The sequence below is a fragment of the Granulosicoccus sp. 3-233 genome (assembly GCF_052681095.1).
Map to the genome: position 1 here is coordinate 1 of NZ_JBQYLE010000011.1, position 19693 is coordinate 19693.

The following is a 19693-nucleotide window of genomic DNA, read 5'->3' on the forward strand; positions in this document are numbered from 1 at the left end:
TCTACGAAAACACTGCCTACGTAGATACTTTCAGCAATTTGTTACTGAAAATGGCCCACACGAATCCGCGTAGACCCACTATTATTAATGCGAAATTCCCAGCCGGTGCTCCTGTCATGCTCAAGCCTGCTCTTCCGCCGCTCACCTGGCTTCGCGCATTCGAGGCTGCAGCCCGGCACCTGTCATTTACAGCGGCCGCCAACGAACTGCATCTGACGCAATCTGCCATTTCGCAACATGTGCGCAGCCTTGAGACATTCCTCGGCAAACCGATGTTCGAACGCCACAACCGCGCGCTGTCACTGACGGAGGATGGATCGAACTACCTCCCTGCGGTTCGCGAGGCCTTCAATATTCTGAGTGCCGGCGCGCAGCCCTTCACAGGCAGCCGCAATACCCAGCGCGCTCGCACGGTGACGCTGCAATGCAGTATGGGCTTTGCGACATTCAGACTCGCACCGCGACTGAGCGCGTTGGTGGCAGCGCACCCGGAGCTCAGCCTGAACGTGGTCACCCCGGTATGGGATCCCGAGAAGACGGCACAGATGGCCGATGTCGAAATACGCTTCACCCGACCGGCGGGTTTCGGGCTGGATGGCAAGAGGCTGGCTCATGAACGCGCTTTCCCGGTTTGCACACCGGCACTGGCCGAGCGGATTGCACAGGGAGAAGACTGGCACTCATTACCCCTGTTCGATTGTGTCGGTGTGCTCTCCAGCTGGCAGAGCTGGCTTGCCGAACACAGCGGATCCATGGAGTCGATACCGACACTCAAGGTACACATGGCATCGACCTTCGCCATCTCGATCAGTGCTGCTTTCTCAGGGGACGGGCTGGCCATGGCACATGACAGCCTGGTGGCCGATGCACTTGCGGATGGTCGACTGGTACGCCCCTTTGACACGACAGTGGCCATGTCCGAATACTATGCCCTGTACCAGCCTGCACCCCATATGCGCACCTGGGCCTCGCGAGCATTGACAGAGTGGCTGGTCGCTGAATTTTCCGACCCGCAGAAGGAAGAGTCAGTGAAACACGACACCGACGAAATCAGTGATGAACTCGACCAGAACCTGCCTCCCCGGCCCGCGTAGTCACCGGGCGCAGACCACTGCAAGGACAGGCGCACACGGCGGATCCTGGGGGCGGCACAGATTACCAACACCATAGCCAATCACCCGGACGCTTGACCCTGGTCAACACAGGCGATCCGGAAACACACTATTGTTTCTGCAGATCGACATGATTCGCTGACGCACCGAGAGGCATACAAGCATGGAACTCTGGTCTGAACTGTTTTCCGACTCCGTCGGCATTCTCTCTGCCGCGGTCATCGCCTTCATTCTGGCCATGGCGGTCTACTTCACCTGGTTCTTCATCAGCCACATGATGCGCGAGAGCGAACGAAAAGCGAAACAGCAGGACAAGTGAGTAACGCTGTTACCTCCCGACAACTCGTAACCGGGCGGCAGAACGGCACGCACCACGTCCAGTGGCACACCGGCCGATGCGCGTTTGCGATAGCGCGTCCGCTTGCTCTTGTGCACGGAAGGCTGGTGCAGAATATGCAGGTTTGCGGCCATGAAAAACACGACCACAGCACCATTCCTGACCCTCATCCTGCTGGGGCTGATCAACACACCCCTGACGGCTGACACGACGCCGATCTACAAGGCCGTCGATGCTGATGGCACGACAGTCTTTACCGACCAGCCCATTCCTGAAGCGGTCATCGTGACACCTCCTCCCTTGAATGTGGTGGATCAGACACCAACGACGACCCGCTCACACGCGCAGACATCGGGGACCACGACATCGGACGTGATGACCGTCAGCAGCGTCAGCATCGTCTCCCCTGCGCCTGATCAGACTTTCATCGATCCGCAAGCGCCTCTGTGGGTGGAGTTCGCCCTGTCACCGGCGGACACCCTGCCCGTCGGCCAGAGCGCCCAGGTGCTGATGGATGGCAGATTGCTCAGTACCGGCAGCGACAACAGACTGCCCATCGATATCCCAGAGCGCGGCACACACGATGTGCAGATCAGACTCATCGACGCGACGGGCAGTGTGCAGGCTGAGTCTGCCGTCGTCCAGTTTCATGTCCGGCATCACACGGCGGGAAAAGCACACTAGCCACAACGCACCATTACAGTGCATAATTTTGGGTCACAGCACCATAGAAGTGCATCCCAATCCAGCCGCGACAATCAGATGATTTCACAAGTAGCTGTTTTCATTGATATTTAAATAGTCAAATCGGGATTGCCGATTCGCTCTTGCAAGGTGCGTAAATTGCAGAATCGTAGACGTGACTACTTATCCCGTGCCCACAACGGCAACCGAAATTACTGTACTCGATTCGCTGGCCTGTTCGGTCATCGCGATAGACGATGCAATGCGCATTCGCTACGTGAACAGCTCCGCCGAACAACTGCTGGGTGTGAGCGCGCGCAGGATCATGGACCAGCGCCTGACTCGCGCGCTCACCATTCCCGACTCCCTGTTTGCCCGCATTCGCGAGACCCTGGACAACGGACAGCCATTCACCGAACGCCAGGTATCGGTCGAACCACATGGACGCGATCCGCAGATTGTCGATCTGTCGCTGTCCCCCTATCGGGCAAACGACAAGCGCATCGGCCTGATCATGGAAGTCAGCACCGTCGACAGACCGCTGCGCATCGCTCGCGACGAGGCCATGCTGGCACAACAGGAGCATGCCCGCTCCCTGCTGCGCGGCCTGGCTCACGAAATCAAGAACCCTCTTGGCGGTCTGCGCGGCGCTGCCCAGCTGCTGGACAGGCAATTGCCCGATGAGGAGCTGAGCGAATACACAGGCATCATCATTCGCGAAGCCGACCGTCTGCAGGGCCTCATCGATCGCATGCTTGGACCGACCAGTCGCCCCACCCACGACGTGGTGAATCTGCACGAGGTGCTGGAACACGTGCGAAAGATCATCATTGCCGGCGCACCTGAAGGCGTCCAGGTCACCTTCGACTACGACCCCAGCATCCCCGAGTGCATGACCGATCGCGATCGCCTGGTACAGGTATTACTGAATATTGCAGGCAACGCTCTGCAGGCATTGCAGGATGCCGGCAAGATCGTCTTCCGGTCTCGTATCGTCAGCAACTTCACCATCGGTGGACAGCGCTATCCACTGGCGGCCTGCATACAGATCATCGATGACGGTCCCGGCATACCGGACCACCTCATCGACCAGATTTTCTTTCCCCTGGTAACCGGTACCGACCATGGCACCGGGCTTGGCTTGTCGATCGCGCAGGCGACGATGAACCAGCTCGGCGGTGTGATCGAATGTACCAGCGAGCCGGGCAACACCATTTTTACTGTACTGATTCCTATGGAGATCGCATGAGCGACGAATACGTCTGGGTCATAGATGATGACCAATCGATCCGCTGGGTACTGGAGAAAACACTCAAGCAGGCAGGCATGCAGGTGAATGTTTTCGAGTCGGCCGATGAAGCACTGGATGCGATGCGGGCCAATGCACTGGCCCCCGATGCTGTAATCAGCGATATCCGCATGCCCGGTTCGGACGGGCTTTCATTGCTTGATCAGATGAAACGCAGCCACCCTGAGCTGCCGGTTCTGATCATGACAGCGTTCTCGGACCTGGACAGCACTGTCTCGGCCTTTGAACGTGGCGCCTTCGAATACATCCCGAAACCCTTCGATGTTGACAATGTCATCGACCAGGTTCGCCGCGCCTGCAATGTACAGAAGGAGCAGCGTTCACCCGGTAGTACGACGACCAAGGCCAAGGTCCCGCAGAAGCAGGATGAGCCACCCGAACTGATTGGTGATGCACCGGCTATGCAGGACGTGTTCAAGGCCATCGGTCGTCTGTCACGCTCCAAGATTACCGTCCTGATCAATGGTGAGAGTGGTACCGGCAAGGAGCTCATTGCTCATGCCCTGCACCGTCACAGCCCGCGCTCCGAGAAACCCTTTGTCGCTCTGAACATGGCTGCCATTCCGCACGACCTGATGGAATCGGAGCTGTTCGGCCATGAAAAGGGCTCTTTCACCGGAGCTCAGAGCACGCGTATCGGCCGCTTCGAACAGTCCGACGGTGGCACACTGTTTCTCGATGAAATCGGCGACATGCCAGCTACCCTGCAGACGAGACTGCTGCGTGTTCTGGCCGATGGTCAATTCTATCGTGTTGGTGGCCACACGCCGATCACCGTGGATGTGCGCATCATCGCAGCGACTCATCAGGATCTGGAAATGCTGGTCGAAGAGAAACGTTTCCGCGAAGATCTGTTTCACCGCCTGAACGTCATCCGCATCGAGGCACCACCGCTGCGCGAACGGCGAGAAGACATTCCGCGCCTGCTGAAGCATTTTCTGTCCAAGGCGGCTGAAGAGCTGGGCGAAGAGACCAAGGTGATGACACCGGAGTTCGAAGCCTATGTCAGCTCACTGACCTGGCCCGGCAATGTACGTCAGCTACAGAATACGGCCCATTGGCTGACGGTCATGGCCAGCAGCAATGAGCTGAAAAAGGAAGACATGCCGGCCCAGGTTCAGGATGCACCTGCGCAGCGTGATGTCGACTGGGAAAGTGGCCTGCGCCAATGGGCCAACCGGCAGCTGCACGATGGCCAGACAGACTTGCTGGGCATTGCCCAACCCGCGGTGGAACGCATACTGATCCAGTGTGCCCTGAACAAGACTCAGGATCGCCGTCAGGAAGCGGCGCGCCTGATCGGCTGGGGACGCAATACGCTTACCCGCAAGATCAAGGAACTGGAAATCGAATAGGCAACTGCCGGACGATTGCCCCCTACTGCCGACGATACCTGTGCGGATCGTCGGCAAGATCACCTGCCCCTGGCCGCTCTAACCGGCCCTGACCTGAACCCGCTCTCCGATATCATTGAGTATATGGCGCAGCTCGTCGTAGTCGGGATGTCTTACGCGTAACCAGGCATTGGCCATGTAGCCCGCCTCGACGCCCTGAGTGGGCGTACCCGGATCCGGAAAATACTGCTCGACGATATTCTCTCCGTACTGCTTGAAGACATCCTCGACGCCTTCATAGCTGAAGATGTTGCCATCGCGATCCGGACGCAACGCAATGATGCCGCAGCTGTAACGGCGCGAGGGTTTTCTGTCGATGTGGTGATGACAGACGGCAAAGGCCCATTCACGATACAGGTCGAACTCGTTGCCCGAACAATAGCTTTCCCACTGACCCACACCCGGCGGCCGGCAACCGATTTCGGAGAAACGCAGGCCCTTCGGACCGAAGAACCACTCCATGTGCGTGGCCGATGTGTGGATACCCAGAGCATCGATGACGCGCTTGCCCATGGTCTTGATCTCGTTGTAGCCGGGTTCATCCAGGCGATTGGTCGAGATGATCTGAGGCGATATCCAGCGGGCTCGCATCGCTTCCAGCACATTGGGATAGTAGTGACTGATGAAGTCATGAGCCACCTCTCCGTTCACCGTCAACGTATCGTAGAAACCCTCGTGGCCTTCAACGAACTCCTCGACGGCAACGGCGGCACCATCTGCAAGTCCGCAGCGCTGTGCCACCTCCAGCAACTCGGGTTCGTCATTGGCTCGATAGGTGCCGGCCGCGCCGGCGGCATCGCGAGGCTTGATGATGATCGGATAACCGACGGCATCGGCAAACTCGATGGCTTCGCGTGTACTGGACAGACCTGCCGAGGCCGCGGTGGGTACACCAGCCTCACGCAGCGCATCCTTCATCGCCACCTTGTCGCGGCACAGATAGGCGGTACGGGCGGTAGTGCCCGGAATCCCGCAGCGTTCGCGCACGTGTGCAGCGGGCATGACATGGGCTTCAACCACCGCCTCCAGACGGTCTACCCACTGTACATCCTGTGCCTGCCTGACCGCCCACTCCAGCGCAGCTTCGTCGGTGACCGAGGCAATCTGCTGATAGGAACCCAGCCAGGAACGTGTCTCCTCATCGAGCCATTCGTAGGGGCGCTCGCCGATACCGATGACATTGGCACCAATGCTGGCCAGAGCCCGAACGAACTGCCGTTGATTGGCGGGAAAACCCGGTTCGATGAATATCACGTTCATGGGTGAATCCTCTCCAGTTCAGTCAACGAGTTCGTCGAGATAATGAGGCAGCATCTCTCGCCAGGTTTCCCAGTCATGATGATGATCATGGCTCCAGGGATCGGCCCGGTTCGGTATGCCACAACTGCCCAGCACATGCGCCATCTGCCAGGACTCGTTCGGGCTTTCCCAGCGTCCCTGACCGAAAGGCAGCAGCACAAAGCGTGACTGCAGTTTTTCAAGCATGTCCCCGGAATCCAGATTGGGAAGAAATTTCAGGGGGCTGGACAGGTAGTAATCCACATTGCCCTGAAAGCCCATCAGTTTCTCCAGATCGTAGGTGCCACTCATGCCGATGGCCGCCTTGAAGACATGCGGGTAACGACACAGCATGGCCACCGCGTTGTAGGCACCTATCGATGCACCGGCAGTCACCAGCTCGATCGGCTCGCCACCGCAGTCCTCGATTATGGCGGGCAACACTTCATGCACCAGATATTCACCGGTCTGCTTCAATAGCCAGCAGCGATGCTCCACCGAACCGGCCTGCTCTGCCAGCGCCTTGCCGGCCACGCTGTCGAAGGAATAGACCTTGATCCTGCCGGCATCGATCAGAGGCTGTATGGCCCCGATCAGGTGCATGCGTTCCACCTCTTCCGCATCCCCGCCTGCGGTGGGAAACAGCACAACCGGTTGTCCCCAGTGCCCCCAACGCACCATAGTGATCTCCTGTTCCAGGCGCGAGGAATACCAGCGCGTGACTGTCTTCATGACATCTCTCCGCTAGAAGCCATCCGGATCCCCCTTGGCCCCCTCGGCCGCCCGCCAGTCCTGAATGCGTTGCCAGAACAGTTCGGTGAATTCCTCGATCTCGTGGGCTGGAAACAATGAAGAGACCTTCTGATGAATGGCATCCCTGACCGTATCCGACGCAAAGAACTCGTAGGCCAGCTCGTCCAGATGAGACAGATGTGTCTGACAGAATTCGCGAAACCGTTCGGTCTCGAAGCGTTCGTGTGCGATACCAGCATAGCGTGAAAGCTTTTCACGAGGCGAGATATCCTTGTCCGCGATCTCGAAGTACGGCGCCCAGTCGAGATTGCGATGCATGGGTCGCCGGGTGGCGGCGCAGAAGATCGACCAGCGCAGATTCGCCTTCAATAGCCAGGGAAAGTGGTAATGCAATGATGTCACCTGACTGTCCGGACAGGCATTGGCAAAATCGATCGGGTGCCAGATGCCATCGCGGCGCAATGCCTCACAGGAATTGAAGTCCCAGCCGAAGAAGCTGTTGATCGTCGCGGTCATGTCTTCCAGCACACTGTTGTCTTCGGCGTCCAGAAAATCGATATCCATGCGGTAGCGATCGTGCAATGCAGCGGACGGATCATAATTGACCTTGCGCATCTGCGGACCGAGACCGACACAGCGGACAAACCAGTCATGCGGTAACACGGCCGACTGCAGATTCATCACTTCGGTACCGCTTTCATCATAGGCCCGCTGGAAGTCTGCAAGGTCGTCGATCTTCGACACGCCTTTCCAGCCGCCCCCATGATAAGGCTTCATGAAGAACGGGTATCCCAGCTGCGATCCGATGTCCTCGAGAGAAAACATGCGAGCGTACTTGCGCAAGGTCTCCTGCAGATCATCCGAATCCTCATAGGCCTTGGGTGGCAACATCCAGGTTTCAGGGACGGGAAGACCGAGCCGCATCATCGCCGCATAGGAGGTGTGCTTCTCGTTCGACTGCAATGACCAGGGGTTGTTGTAGACGTACAGATCATCGAGCAGAATGCCTTTCTTGATCCATTCCCGGCTGGTCGAATACCAGTGTGTCAGCCGGTCGATAACGACATCATAAGAGACGTCTTGTTGCAGATTGAACGGCTCGATGGTCACCCGTTCCGAGGAAAACGTCAAACGCTCTCCACCATGGTTGATATCGAGCCTGAGATCATTCAACAGGTTCTCATAGCATATGGGCCAACAGATGTCGGCTCCCAGAGACAATCCGATCTTTACCTTTCGTTCTGCCATGTCTACTTCCTGTGTTGTTTGTCAATCCCGACCTGCCCAACACCAGCCCGGCGAACATCGCCTTCTGTTTGCCGCCTGAATATCGGTGTGTCAGGAACTGTCCGAGTCAAGCGCCCATACCAGACCATCACGCAACTGGTCACGCCAGTTGTGCCAGTGATGTCCGTCCCACGCACTCTTGAATAGAACACTAACGCCGTTCTCTTGCAAGAGCCTTGCAAGTGCTTCGTTTTCCGATGCCAGTCCTTCCAGTTCGCCACTGGAGACAAAGGCACGAAATGCAGGCATGTTCGGCGCTCGCCTGACAGCCTTGATCAGTCGCGCCACCTTGCGAAACACCGGATGCGGCCGCCCTTCCAGTTTCCCCTCATCCAGAATGAACGAACCGGACTGCAATACCGCTCCCCCGAACACGCCGGGATAGCGGAACACGGTAGCCAGTGAGGCAACCGCGCCAAGACTGGCACCCAGCAGGATGCGATCTTCACTACGCTCCGAAATACGATAGCTGGCTTGCAACTGAGGAAGCAGATCACTGACCACATAGCGGGCATGCCGATGACCTCGTGCATATTCACCGAGGCGATCCCGAGTCTGTACCAGAGCTGCAATAATGGGCGGTATGGTACCCAATGCTATCAGATTGTCCAGCGACGTAGCCAGATCGGCATAGGTGATGAAATCAGCGCCGTCATGAATGACCAGCAAGGGATAAACCTGCTCCGCATCGTAACCGGCTGGCAGGTACACCTGCTCATCCCGTGTTTCCTCGAATACGCTGCTGCTGACCGGAAAGGGGTGAATGGCTCCGGCAGGGGCCCCCTGCGGCATGCTCCATTCCGGTTGCGAGTAGCCGAAAGTCCGGCATACCGAATTCTCGCCATAGGGATCGCCGGCACGCGCCTTGTTCAGCGGATCCAGATGCCATTGCTCATGGCCATTGTGCTCGACGCCCAGCTTGTATTCGAAGCGTCCACCATCCTTGACCGGCACGGTCAACAGCCACAACGGCGTGTCCGGGACGCGACGAAACTCCTGGCGGTCGACACCACCCAGAATCCAACGCAGCAGGCGCACATGATCGGCTTCACCGATCCAGACGAACGTCACGCTGCCAGGGGCCGTCAGTGGAAACACATGCGAACGCGAAAACTGCTTGAGTCTCGCCGGCGTCAAGGGTCTGGATAGCAGCTGCTGTACCGCCGCGTGGGTGTCCCCGTCAAATGATCGAGTATCGGGCAAGGGCAAGGAATTCAATGGGTTCTGTCAACTGGGTTCGGGGTGCAACACTTTACTCGATGTCGGACGTGTTGCGGCGACAGCAGGTACGGATTCCGCAATCAACCAGTCAACGACCGCCATCTGTGCTTCACGATCGGATGCCCCCTTTGCCAGTGCCTCATGGTAGATGCGCAACTGCTGATCGGAACTGCTGCCGCGACGCGCGATCTCGCGCGCATGCTCCACTTCCCTGATGCACCCCAGATCTTCGGCATGCGGCCGTACCAGTTCAACCAGTTCGTCGATCAGATCAGGCAGCGGAACCGCCTGCCGCTTGCCGAAATCCCCCAGTTCTGCCTCGACACCATAGCGTTGCGCCCGCCATTTGTTCTCCAGAATCAGGATGCGGCGATACTGACGCCAGCGCTGATTGTTCTGTCGCAAGTGCGCAAGAAAGGTCAGTATCGACTGATAGAGAGCTGCCACACTGAGACCATCCTCTACCCAGGTGCAGACGTCACAGATTCGAATCTCGAGCGTGGGATGACGCACACTGGGCCGCAGATCCCACCAGATTCTCGATGGGTCATTGATCATGCCACAGGCCGTCATGTCATCGACCATCTCAGACCAGTCATTCCAGTTATCGAACACCTCTGGCAAGCCCGAGCGCGGCAAATGGCCGGCAATGGTCGGGCGCATGGATTTCAGGCCGGTGTCGATACCCTCCCAGAAGGGTGAGGAGCCGCTCAGCGCCAGCAGATGCGGCATGAAATAGCAGACCTGGTTCATCAGGTCGATACGCAGGTCCCGATCGGGAATGCCGGCATGCACATGCATGCCACAGATGGCCATGCGCCGCGCAATGCTGGCCTGCTCGACCCCCATGATGCGATATCGCTCCATATCCACCGGTTCCTGCTCACTCCACAGAGACCAGGGATGGGTCGAGGCGGCGATGATGCTCAGATCGAAGTCGCGCGCCACCGAGGCAACGCCCTGCCGCAGCTCCAGCAGCTCTGCCCGAGCCTGATCGATGGTGGCACAGACTCCGGTGCCGATTTCGATCTGGCTCTGCAGCATTTCGTGCATGACCCGCGAACCGAGCAACTCCTTGCAGCGATCCATGAAGCCTGCCGCCTGATGTTTCGCCAACTCGCGCGTGTGCGGATTGACCAGCAGGTACTCTTCCTCTATGCCTATCGTGATGGGGTCTGCCACGATGATTCCGTCCTCGGTATGCGCATGCAACAGGAAATGCGACTCTCTTTATTGAAGAGCTCGATTCCCAACACCCCTGATGCTACAGCAATAGTCGCGAAACACAAATACCGGAACTCACACCGGAACTCACACCGGAACTCACACCGGAACTCACACCGGAACTCGCACCGGAACTCACACCGGAATTCTGACGCGACTAGTCGCGCAATACAGCCGCGCAATTGGCATTGACCGACGAGGCGTCCCAGTTACCTTGTCGCGTGCAGGCATTCTCGTAATCGCGATGCACCCGGAACCGACCGGTCGTGGCCACCCCATCGTCCAGCCTGACATCCAGTTGTGACAGGATGTTGACCGGCATCTGATTGCCGGTAGACAGTTCATTCGCCGCCGTGGTGAAACCGACCCCCTGAGTCCCGTGAGCAAACGTGTAAAACCCATTGAACGGATTTTTCGGACAGGTCGTGGACGCGCATTCCAGGTCGCCCGCGCTGCCGATGTTTGCCGCTGACCCGTCATAGCTACCACTGATGAAGCCCGCCAGCGCCAGCTGTTGCCAGACTCCGGCACGCTCACTGGAACTGTCCAGTCTGCCGTTGCCGTTGCCCGGCGTTGCCGCACTGTCAATCTGGACATCGGCCCGGGCAAAATCGCCCGGAGCCGCCCGGTAGCGATCGGCGAACGACAACCAGGCCGTCTGGAAACCCGTCAACTCGGTGTGGATGGCACGTACACGAGCACTGTCAATCAGTGCCTGCCCCTTGAAAACCCCACCAAGAATCAGACCGATGATGAGCAATACAATGGCAATCTCGACCAGAGTAAACCCGGCAGCCCTCCGATACCTCCGACACTTCGACATAGACTCCTCCCCGACGCCTGCAAAGAATAAGCATGCCGTTCAGGGCTGACAAGTACGCCGCGACTTCAGTACACCATGGATATACAGTAGTACGCCGCGCCGCCCGCGCTCCAGCAACCAGACGAAGACAGACGAAGACAGACGAAGACAGACGAAGACAGACGAAGACAGACGAAGACAGTATCGCCCGGAACTAGAACGGAGCGCTGCGAGGCACTCGAGGAAAGGGAATGGCATCACGAATGTTTTCCATCCCTGTGATGTAGTTCAGCACTCGCTCGAAGCCCATGCCGAATCCGGCATGCGGAGCCGTGCCGTATCGACGCAGGTCACGGTACCAGTCCAGCTCTTCGGCAAGACCCTGCGCCGCGAGCTTCTCATCGAGCACGGACAGGCGCTCTTCACGCTGACTGCCGCCGATGATCTCGCCGATACCCGGTGCCAGTACATCCATCGCCGCCACCGTCTTGCCGTCATCGTTCTCGCGCATGTAGAAGGCCTTGATCTCCTTCGGATAGTTCTGCAGGATCACGGGACGCCCGACATGCTCTTCAGCCAGCCAGCGCTCATGTTCGGATTGCAAGTCGAGCCCCCAGCTGACGGGATACTCGAATCGCTTGCCGCTTTTCTCCAGCAATGCAATGGCATCGGTGTAATCCATGCGCTCGAAACTCGATTCGGCGACATGCTGCAAACGGGACAGCGCTTCCTTGTCGACCCTCTGTGAAAAGAATGCCATGTCGTCCTCGCGCTCCTCGAGTACGGCCTTGAACAGATAGCTCAGAAAGTCCTCTGCCAGAGCTGCATTATCGTCCAGATCGGCAAAGGCCATTTCCGGCTCGACCATCCAGAACTCTGCCAGGTGCCGACTGGTATTGGAGTTCTCGGCGCGAAACGTCGGGCCGAATGTATAGACCTTGCTCAGCGCCAGTGCATAACTCTCGGCATTGAGCTGACCGGACACAGTCAGATAGGCCTCCCGCGCGAAGAAGTCCTGATCGAAATCCACCTTGCCGGCATCGGTTTTCGGTGGATCGAGAGCATCCAGGGTGCTGACACGGAACAATTCTCCCGCCCCTTCACAATCACTGGTGGTGATCAGCGGGGTATTGACCCAGTGGAAGCGGTGCTCCTTGAAGTACTGATGAATGCTGCTGGCCAATGTGGTGCGCACGCGGCTGATGGCACCGAAGGCATTGGTGCGCGGACGCAGATGTGCAACCTGGCGCAGATACTCGAAGGTGTGACGCTTCTTGGCGATGGGGTACTGTTCCGGATCATCGACTTCACCCACCACCGTGATGTCACTGGCCTGCACTTCCACCGACTGCCCCTTGCCTTCGGACGCCACCAGGGTCCCGGTCACCTCGATGGCGAAACCCGAGCTCAGATGCAGCACCTGATCCTGATAGTTGGGCAGGGATTGTTCGGCAATGACCTGCAGACTGTCGAAACAGGAACCGTCATACAGGGCAATGAACGACAGACCTGCCTTGGAGTCGCGGCGGCTGCGTACCCAGCCCTGGACGGTCACGCTCTGGCCTTCAGGGGCGGTGGCCAGAAGATCAACGATATCTATCTTGTTCATGCGGGTATACCGGGGTTCTTTCTCAAGAGAGGTGCGCCGTTACCAGCCAGTTCCGTCGTCAACGCCGCGAGCGAGTCCCAGCAGGATCCGGCAGCCTGGCCCTTTATCTGTCTGTCAATGGTAGTGCAAGTGGACAGCATTGAAAGCCAGGACAGCGCCGAATGCCGACCCAATGCCAGTTTCAGGGGGGCCATGCGGTTCGCCCAGACACCGGCGGATTTCAGCGCGGCATCCTCACTGACACCGGCCTCCACTGCTTCGGCACTGCGTGCGCCGGCACGAATCTCGTTGACCAGTGACCACAGCACCAGCACTTCACTCACGGCCTCCTCGTGCAGACCGGTCAGTATCCGCAGCGCGCGCACCGATTCGCCCTGCAGCGCGGCCAGTGACAGATCCGCGATGGAATAACGGGCACTGTCACTGACGGCTATCAGCACCTGTTCACTGCTCAACGGTCCCGGTGGGTAGAGCAAGGCCAGCCGTTCCACTTCCTGACGGGCCGCCAGCAGATTGCCCTCGATGCGCTCGGCAATCAGACTCAGAGCCGCAGCATCGGCATGCAGCCCCTTGGCCGTGAGACGCTGATTCAGCCAGTTGCCCAGCTGGGAGGCCGGGATCGGCCATACGGCCAGCGTCACACCGGCCTTGTCGATCGCCTTGAACCAGGCACTGTTACCGCCATTGCGATCCAGCTTGCCTGACGTGATCAGCAGCAGTACATCCGGCGGCGGATCCATACAGTATTGTTTCAGCACCTCGCCACCGATTCGACCCGGCTTGCCCGTGGGCAGCCGCAGTTCAATCAGGCGGCGCTCGGCAAACAGGGAAAAGCTGTCAGCGGCTTCGCGAAAGCTGGCCCAGTCGGCGTCTTCCGTGGCGACGATTACCTGGCGCTCGTCAAATCCGGCCTCTCGCCCCTTGTTGCGCAGCTTGTCGCCGATTTCCATCAGCTGCAGCGGCTCGTCACCGTGTAACAGATATACCGGTGCCAGCGACTGGCGCAAATGAGCGTCGAGTTTGTCCGGGTAGAGCTTCATGGTGGGCGAGCTGGTTTTCGGACGTGTAGCATACCGAAAAACCCGGCGCTGACCTTGTTAAGCTAGGCATTCTTCCGCCGCACAGGTACTCACTGCGCATGAGCACTCTCTGGACACCCAGCCAGCGTTACCCGGACCCCGCTGTCGTATCGGTCACGCCCGAATTCGATCAATACCGCCTGCCGCTGGCCAAGATCGAAAGGCTCTCCACCGGCCATCGCTGGTGTGAAGGTCCGGTCTGGGTCGGTGAATTCCGGAGCCTTGTCTGGAGCGATGTACCGGGCAATGCGCAGTATTGCTGGGATGAGCAAAGCGGCTCCACCCGCCTGTTTCGCGCTCCCAGCAACCATGCCAATGGCAATACCCGTGACCGTCAGGGCCGCCTCATCACCTGCGAGCACCTGACCCGACAACTGGTTCGCACGGAGCTCGATGGTCAGCGCACGGTTCTGGCCAGTGACTACCAGGGTGCTTCCCTGAACTCGCCGAATGATGTGGTCTGCCACTCCGACGGCTCCATCTGGTTTACCGATCCGGTATTCGGCATCTCGGGCTTCTATGAAGGAGAAAAGGCAGAGCCTGCGCTGTCTCCCAACCTCTACCGCCTGGCCGTCGACGGCACGCTGAGCGTCATGTCGGACAGCATCAACCAGCCGAACGGCCTGGCCTTCTCCCCCGACGAGTCGATTCTCTATGTGGTGCAATCACGCGGTACCCCGCGCCAGATACTGGCCTTTGATGTCGTGAACGGCGCGGAGCTGACCCGGGAACGCGTCCTGATCGATGCCGGAGAGCGCGGTACGCCAGATGGTTTCCGGGTCGATATACACGGCAATCTGTGGTGCGGCTGGGGCATGGGTGAGGCAGGTCTCGACGGCGTGCATGTGTTCAACCCCGACGGTGAGCTGATTGGCCGGATCGACCTGCCGGAGCGCTGTGCCAATCTGTGCTTCGGTGGACTGCATCGCAATCGCCTGTTCATGGCAGCCAGCACATCGGTCTATTCTCTGTATGTCAACACGCAAGGCGTAGCGGGTGGCTGACCAAGCCATTGCCGACAGCCCCATGCCCACATGTCGTAATGCCCCTTCCCGAACCATCGAGCCTCGTCCCATGAAACTGTTCTACTCACCTGCCTCACCCTTTGCCAGAAAGGTGCATGCCACGCTGATCGAACTCGGTCTGCAGGATTCGGTGGAGTTGCTGCTGACTCCCGTTCTTCCCGGAAAACCGATCGAGGACTACGTCAGATCACAGAACCCACTGGGCAAGATTCCCGCTCTGCAGCTCGATACCGGCGAGACCCTGTTCGATTCCACCATCATCTGCGAGTATCTGATCAGCACCGGCCCATCAGCCACTCTGCTGCCCTCAGCCGGTGTGGAACGCTATGCCACACTGACTCGACAGGCACTGGCGCATGGCATCTGCGAGTCCGCAGTGACAATCCGCTACGAGACCTTTCTGCGGCCCGAGGAACGCCAGTGGGAGACATGGATCGACGATCAGTGGGGCAAGGTCGAGCGGGCCCTGGACTGGTTCGAGACTCATCAGGTCCGCTGGCAGGGTGATGTCGATCTGGCCCAGATCACGCTTGGCTGCGCCCTGGGATACCTGGACTTTCGCGCACCCGACCACGACTGGCGTACCAATCATCCGGCACTGACCGAGTGGTTCACCACTTTCGAGCAACGCCCCTCCATGCAGGGCACCCGGCCGCACGCCTAGCAGGCCAGGCCTCAGTAAATCGGCCAGGGGATGCACCGGCGACAATCCGTTGCCGGGGAACTCAGGTACGCGCCGTGACGGATACCGACACACTGGTCTGCGCATTGCCCAGATACACCACGCCGTCATCGATGGTGCAATTCAACTGCATGTTGCGACTCACCAGCGCTTCCGCACCCTCGGCCTCGATGTGAAGGACACGCAGATTGGCATGGCGCGCCAATCTGGCGCGATTCTGCTCCCACCACAGGTCGGATTTCCGATCCTGATAGGTGTATACGATGACCTGCCCGGCACGCCCACAGGCCTTGCGTATCCGCTTTTCATCGACCTGCCCGAAATCGATCCATCGCTGGATCTCGCCGCTGAGTGATTTCTGCCAGATTTCCGGCTCTTCATCGGCTCCCAGGCCTTTGGTGAACACCAGGTCCTCATGGGCATTCAGGGCGAAGGCAACCACACGCACGATGAAACGGAAATCGTTCTCCGATGGATGCATCGCCATGGTGAGTTCGTGCTGCTGGTAGTACTGACGATCCATGTCCGAGATCGACAGAGACACTTTGTTGATGGTGGCGCTGATGGCCATTGATGCGATCTGTCAGTCCGGGTAGACCCGGCAGTGTACCGGAACGGACAGGGTGTCTTCGCAAACACCATGTCGAGCAAGGCAGTATTCCAGGGTGTAGCATACGCAAACCCCATCACACTCACCGCGAACCCTGACGTGGAATCAAAGTCTTTCTCACAACCACCCAACGACCTCCTGTACAGCCTGGGCCGAGCCATCCTGTTCGAAATGGACCCCGAAAAGGCCCATGACCTGACGCTGCAGATGCTGAGCAAACCCGCCGTGCAGGCACGACTCGCCGCCCGCTACGCGGCAGCAGCCGCACCCACCGAGGTGCTCGGCCTGAACTTCCGGAACCGGATCGGTCTGGCGGCAGGGCTTGACAAGAACGGTGACTACATCGATGCCCTCGGAGCGCTGGGGTTCGGGCACATCGAGGTCGGCACCGTCACCCCGCGTCCACAGCCGGGCAATGATCAGCCGCGCCTGTTCCGCCTGACTCAGCACCGTGCGCTGATCAATCGCTTCGGATTCAACAACAAGGGGGTGGATCACCTGGTCAGAAAGGTTCGCCTGCGTCGCTATCCGGGAATCCTGGGCATCAATATCGGCAAGAATGCAGTGACCTCTCTGCAGGAAGCCCATAACGACTACACCTACTGCCTCGAACGCGTCTATCGCTACGCCGACTATGTCACCGTCAACATTTCATCCCCCAACACCAGTGGATTGCGCGATCTGCAGCACGGGGAACGCCTGGATCATCTGCTCGAGTCGCTCAAATCCACGCAATCACGCCTCGCCACTGAATACGAGCGCTACGTACCGGTTGCCGTGAAGATCGCGCCGGACATGAGCGACGAGGAACTCGATGGCTTCTGCAATGCCGTGATCGCCAATGAAATAGACGCTGTCATCACCGGCAACACGACCAGTGGGCGCGATACGGTACGTCACCATCTGTACGCGCGCGAAGCCGGCGGCCTGAGCGGCGCTCCGCTCAAACCTCTGGCCGACGACCGCCTGCAGGCCGTCTCCGAACGAATTGGCAGCAAAGCTGCATTGATCGGTGTCGGCGGCGTCAGTTGTGGCCAGGATGCCGGTCGGAAACTGGCGCTGGGCGCCAGTCTCGTGCAGCTGTACACCGGCCTGATCTATCAGGGGCCTGCCCTGGTACGGGACTGCATCGAGTGCACCAATCCCTGATTCTTCACACTACCTGAATACGGATATGACAACGATCGATGTTTTCAACGGGGATGCAGACGGCCTCTGTGCCCTGCACCAGCTGCGTCTGGCCGACCCACAGGACAATACGCTGATCACCGGCGTCAAACGGGATATCGCACTGGTCAGGCAGGTGCAGGCCAGTCCCGGTGACAGGGTCACCATTCTGGATATCTCGCTGGACAAGAATCGAGACGCGCTGGTCCAGGTGCTCGACGACGGTGCCATCGTGACGTACGCTGATCATCATTTTCCGGGCGACATCCCCCAGCATGCCAATCTGACCACGCATATCGACACGGCAGCCGAGACCTGCACCGGCCTGATCGTCAATCGACTGCTGGACAGCGCCTATCTGCCCTGGGCGGTCACCGCCGCCTTCGGCGACAATCTGTTGAGCACCGCCCGCGAGGCCGCCGCACCACTGACCCTGTCGGCGACCGAACTGGAACAGTTGCAGACACTGGGCACACTGCTCAACTACAACGGCTATGGCTCCTCGCTGGAAGACCTGTATTTTCCGCCGGCCGATCTGTATCGCCGCCTGCAACCTCATGCCAACCCGTTCAGCTTCATCAATGACGACGAGGCCTTCCGGACTCTGGCGGACGGCTATGCCAGCGATCATGCCCGCGCGCAAGCGATCCAGGCCGAGCGCAGCACCGAGCAAATCGCGATTTTCGTGTTCCCCGACGACCCCTTTGCCCGACGCATCAGCGGTGTCTATGCCAACGAACTGGCACAGGACAACCCCGGGCGAGCCCATGCCCTGCTCAGCGACCTCGGTGATGGCAGTTTTCTGGTCAGTGTCCGCGCGCCACTGGACAACCGTAGCGGGGCCGATGATCTGTGCCGGCAATTCGAAACAGGCGGCGGACGCAAGGCAGCCGCAGGCATCAATCGCCTGCCAGCCAGCGAACTGGAGCGTTTTGCCAGCGCCATGCAGGATCAGTTCAAGGGCTAGCCCCGATCAGCAGCGCGGGGCCTCCGGACACCACCGGGGCCCTGGCGCCTGAGCCGTTGATGGACCGACCGACGGATGGCACCCGTGCCAGGCTCGCCGCCCCCTGCAGACGCCTGACTACAGGCCCATCAGACCGCGCACATGCGCCGACGCACAGCGACTCAGCGCAGGCAGGGAGTACCCCCCTTCCAGCATCGAGACTATGCGACCGTTGCAGTGCCGGTCAGCGATGTCCATCAGCTTGTTGGTGATCCACACATAGTCATGGTCGAGCAGACAGATGCCCGCCAGGGGATCTTCCAGATGGGCATCGAAGCCTGCACTGATGAACAGCATCTCGGGCTTGTAGTCTTCCAGGGCCGGTAACCAGCTCTCCGTGATGGCATTCCTGAAGTCTGCGCTGTTGCAGCCTGCCTTCAGCGGCGTATTGACGCGCTGATGCCTGACGTTGTCCCGATAGCCTCCGGGATAGAACGGGTACTGGAACGAGGAGCAGAACAGGATGTTGGGATCACCATCGACGATGTCTTCGGTACCATTGCCGTGGTGCACATCGAAGTCGACGATGGCGACACGTTCCAGACCATATTGACGGATGGCATGGCGCGCTGCGATGGCGATATTGCCGAAGATGCAGAAGCCCATCGCCTGAATGCGCTCTGCGTGATGCCCGGGCGGACGCGTCAGACAGAAGGCGTTGCTGACCTTGCCGCTCATGACCTGATCAACCGCATGAATACCGCCCCCGGCTGCGCGCAGACCGGCATCGAGCGTATGCACGTTCATGGAAGTATCCGCATCCAGACTGATCGAACCGCTGCTCGGCGCCTTGCGATGAATCAGATCGACATAGGCTTCGCTGTGCCCCAGCAACAGCTGCTCCCAGGTCGCCTTCGGCGCATCCGCATGCGTCAGATAATCGTAGACGTCCTGCTTTTTCAGTTGATCGGCAATCGCGTCGACTCGTTGCGGACACTCCGGGTGATCCGGGCTGATTTCGTGCATCACGCAATCGTGATGCGAGATCAAGGCGGTGGGCATTGCTCCTCCATGCATTCGTGCAGTCTGTGGTGACAAGGACAGTATGCACCTGTCGCAGCAGGGATAACACCCATGCCGGAGCTGCAGGCATGCTCAATTGCAACGCCCTGAG

19 protein-coding genes are annotated in these 19693 nt (G+C 59.1%); 9 read left to right on the forward strand and 10 right to left on the reverse strand.

The features are described 5' to 3' along the window. The first annotated feature begins 116 nt into the window (after positions 1-116). From ACUNV4_RS23485 to glnG, 5 genes are all read left to right on the forward strand, one after another. A complete protein-coding gene (locus ACUNV4_RS23485) occupies positions 117-1094 on the forward strand; it encodes a LysR family transcriptional regulator (RefSeq protein WP_430881074.1) in 978 nt (325 codons plus the stop codon). 181 nt (positions 1095-1275) lie between these two features. Continuing rightward, complete coding sequence (locus ACUNV4_RS23490) at positions 1276-1431, forward strand: DUF3149 domain-containing protein (protein WP_430881075.1); 156 nt, start codon at positions 1276-1278, stop codon at positions 1429-1431. Between the two features lie 150 nt (positions 1432-1581). Further along, entirely contained in the window at positions 1582-2133 is a 552-nt protein-coding gene (locus ACUNV4_RS23495; RefSeq protein WP_430881076.1) for a hypothetical protein, read from the forward strand. 175 nt (positions 2134-2308) lie between these two features. Continuing rightward, positions 2309-3382: a nitrogen regulation protein NR(II) gene (gene glnL, locus ACUNV4_RS23500; RefSeq protein ID WP_430881077.1), complete on the forward strand. Its 1074-nt coding sequence runs from the start codon at positions 2309-2311 to the stop codon at positions 3380-3382. Beyond that, the gene (gene glnG / locus ACUNV4_RS23505; protein WP_430881078.1) at positions 3379-4797 is read left to right on the forward strand and encodes a nitrogen regulation protein NR(I); all 1419 of its coding nucleotides are present in this window, start codon (positions 3379-3381) and stop codon (positions 4795-4797) included. Before glnL ends, glnG begins: the two co-directional genes overlap by 4 nt. A gap of 78 nt (positions 4798-4875) precedes the next feature. Here glnG and ACUNV4_RS23510 read toward each other — a convergent pair whose 3' ends face one another. From ACUNV4_RS23510 to holA, 8 genes are all read right to left on the reverse strand, one after another. Beyond that, positions 4876-6096: an ATP-grasp domain-containing protein gene (locus ACUNV4_RS23510; protein ID WP_430881079.1), complete on the reverse strand. Its 1221-nt coding sequence runs from the start codon at positions 6094-6096 to the stop codon at positions 4876-4878. 18 nt (positions 6097-6114) lie between these two features. Beyond that, positions 6115-6846, reverse strand: a complete 732-nt coding sequence (locus tag ACUNV4_RS23515; protein WP_430881080.1) for an esterase family protein — start codon at positions 6844-6846, stop codon at positions 6115-6117. Between the two features lie 12 nt (positions 6847-6858). Then, positions 6859-8115 carry an ATP-grasp domain-containing protein gene (locus tag ACUNV4_RS23520; RefSeq protein WP_430881081.1) on the reverse strand — a complete coding sequence of 419 codons (1257 nt, stop codon included), beginning with the start codon at positions 8113-8115 and terminating at the stop codon, positions 6859-6861. A gap of 90 nt (positions 8116-8205) precedes the next feature. Continuing rightward, positions 8206-9372, reverse strand: a complete 1167-nt coding sequence (locus ACUNV4_RS23525; RefSeq protein ID WP_430881082.1) for an alpha/beta hydrolase — start codon at positions 9370-9372, stop codon at positions 8206-8208. A gap of 9 nt (positions 9373-9381) precedes the next feature. Next, positions 9382-10557: a carboxylate-amine ligase gene (locus ACUNV4_RS23530; protein WP_430881083.1), complete on the reverse strand. Its 1176-nt coding sequence runs from the start codon at positions 10555-10557 to the stop codon at positions 9382-9384. A 199-nt stretch (positions 10558-10756) separates the two neighbouring features. Beyond that, complete coding sequence (locus tag ACUNV4_RS23535; protein WP_430881084.1) at positions 10757-11422, reverse strand: prepilin-type N-terminal cleavage/methylation domain-containing protein; 666 nt, start codon at positions 11420-11422, stop codon at positions 10757-10759. 193 nt (positions 11423-11615) lie between these two features. After that, positions 11616-13010 carry an asparagine--tRNA ligase gene (asnS, locus tag ACUNV4_RS23540; protein ID WP_430881085.1) on the reverse strand — a complete coding sequence of 465 codons (1395 nt, stop codon included), beginning with the start codon at positions 13008-13010 and terminating at the stop codon, positions 11616-11618. Next, entirely contained in the window at positions 13007-14050 is a 1044-nt protein-coding gene (gene holA / locus ACUNV4_RS23545; RefSeq protein ID WP_430881086.1) for a DNA polymerase III subunit delta, read from the reverse strand. The genes asnS and holA overlap by 4 nt, the downstream gene beginning before the upstream one ends. 98 nt (positions 14051-14148) lie before the next feature. Here holA and ACUNV4_RS23550 point away from each other — a divergent pair, with 98 nt between their 5' ends. Together ACUNV4_RS23550 and ACUNV4_RS23555 are read left to right on the forward strand one after the other, a co-directional pair. Next, positions 14149-15093 (forward strand): SMP-30/gluconolactonase/LRE family protein, encoded by a 945-nt coding sequence (locus ACUNV4_RS23550; protein ID WP_430881087.1) that lies wholly within the window; start codon positions 14149-14151, stop codon positions 15091-15093. Positions 15094-15163: 70 nt separating this feature from the next. Beyond that, positions 15164-15778 (forward strand): glutathione S-transferase, encoded by a 615-nt coding sequence (locus ACUNV4_RS23555; RefSeq protein WP_430881088.1) that lies wholly within the window; start codon positions 15164-15166, stop codon positions 15776-15778. A gap of 61 nt (positions 15779-15839) precedes the next feature. Here the strand turns inward: ACUNV4_RS23555 and ACUNV4_RS23560 are convergent, their stop codons facing one another. Continuing rightward, positions 15840-16367 (reverse strand): YaeQ family protein, encoded by a 528-nt coding sequence (locus ACUNV4_RS23560; protein WP_430881089.1) that lies wholly within the window; start codon positions 16365-16367, stop codon positions 15840-15842. A gap of 138 nt (positions 16368-16505) precedes the next feature. Here ACUNV4_RS23560 and ACUNV4_RS23565 point away from each other — a divergent pair, with 138 nt between their 5' ends. Then, positions 16506-17555 (forward strand): quinone-dependent dihydroorotate dehydrogenase, encoded by a 1050-nt coding sequence (locus ACUNV4_RS23565; protein ID WP_430881090.1) that lies wholly within the window; start codon positions 16506-16508, stop codon positions 17553-17555. A 25-nt stretch (positions 17556-17580) separates the two neighbouring features. Next, on the forward strand, positions 17581-18540 hold the full coding sequence (locus ACUNV4_RS23570; protein WP_430881091.1) for an acetyltransferase: 960 nt from the start codon (positions 17581-17583) through the stop codon (positions 18538-18540). A 117-nt stretch (positions 18541-18657) separates the two neighbouring features. Here the strand turns inward: ACUNV4_RS23570 and ACUNV4_RS23575 are convergent, their stop codons facing one another. Beyond that, positions 18658-19581 carry a histone deacetylase family protein gene (locus ACUNV4_RS23575; protein WP_430881092.1) on the reverse strand — a complete coding sequence of 308 codons (924 nt, stop codon included), beginning with the start codon at positions 19579-19581 and terminating at the stop codon, positions 18658-18660. Between the last annotated feature and the right edge of the window lie 112 nt (positions 19582-19693).

What these genes read in the sequence shown, in the direction of transcription:
- ACUNV4_RS23535 (WP_430881084.1), bottom strand. Translation starts at nt 11,422, where the DNA reads ATGTCGAAGTGTCGGAGGTATCGGAGGGCTGCCGGGTTTACTCTGGTC.
- ACUNV4_RS23490 (WP_430881075.1), top strand. Translation starts at nt 1,276, where the DNA reads ATGGAACTCTGGTCTGAACTGTTTTCCGACTCCGTCGGCATTCTCTCT.
- ACUNV4_RS23510 (WP_430881079.1), bottom strand. Translation starts at nt 6,096, where the DNA reads ATGAACGTGATATTCATCGAACCGGGTTTTCCCGCCAATCAACGGCAG.
- ACUNV4_RS23485 (WP_430881074.1), top strand. Translation starts at nt 117, where the DNA reads ATGCTCAAGCCTGCTCTTCCGCCGCTCACCTGGCTTCGCGCATTCGAG.
- asnS (WP_430881085.1), bottom strand. Translation starts at nt 13,010, where the DNA reads ATGAACAAGATAGATATCGTTGATCTTCTGGCCACCGCCCCTGAAGGC.
- ACUNV4_RS23570 (WP_430881091.1), top strand. Translation starts at nt 17,581, where the DNA reads ATGACAACGATCGATGTTTTCAACGGGGATGCAGACGGCCTCTGTGCC.
- holA (WP_430881086.1), bottom strand. Translation starts at nt 14,050, where the DNA reads ATGAAGCTCTACCCGGACAAACTCGACGCTCATTTGCGCCAGTCGCTG.
- ACUNV4_RS23550 (WP_430881087.1), top strand. Translation starts at nt 14,149, where the DNA reads ATGAGCACTCTCTGGACACCCAGCCAGCGTTACCCGGACCCCGCTGTC.
- ACUNV4_RS23575 (WP_430881092.1), bottom strand. Translation starts at nt 19,581, where the DNA reads ATGCCCACCGCCTTGATCTCGCATCACGATTGCGTGATGCACGAAATC.
- ACUNV4_RS23515 (WP_430881080.1), bottom strand. Translation starts at nt 6,846, where the DNA reads ATGAAGACAGTCACGCGCTGGTATTCCTCGCGCCTGGAACAGGAGATC.
- ACUNV4_RS23555 (WP_430881088.1), top strand. Translation starts at nt 15,164, where the DNA reads ATGAAACTGTTCTACTCACCTGCCTCACCCTTTGCCAGAAAGGTGCAT.
- ACUNV4_RS23520 (WP_430881081.1), bottom strand. Translation starts at nt 8,115, where the DNA reads ATGGCAGAACGAAAGGTAAAGATCGGATTGTCTCTGGGAGCCGACATC.
- glnG (WP_430881078.1), top strand. Translation starts at nt 3,379, where the DNA reads ATGAGCGACGAATACGTCTGGGTCATAGATGATGACCAATCGATCCGC.
- ACUNV4_RS23495 (WP_430881076.1), top strand. Translation starts at nt 1,582, where the DNA reads ATGAAAAACACGACCACAGCACCATTCCTGACCCTCATCCTGCTGGGG.
- ACUNV4_RS23560 (WP_430881089.1), bottom strand. Translation starts at nt 16,367, where the DNA reads ATGGCCATCAGCGCCACCATCAACAAAGTGTCTCTGTCGATCTCGGAC.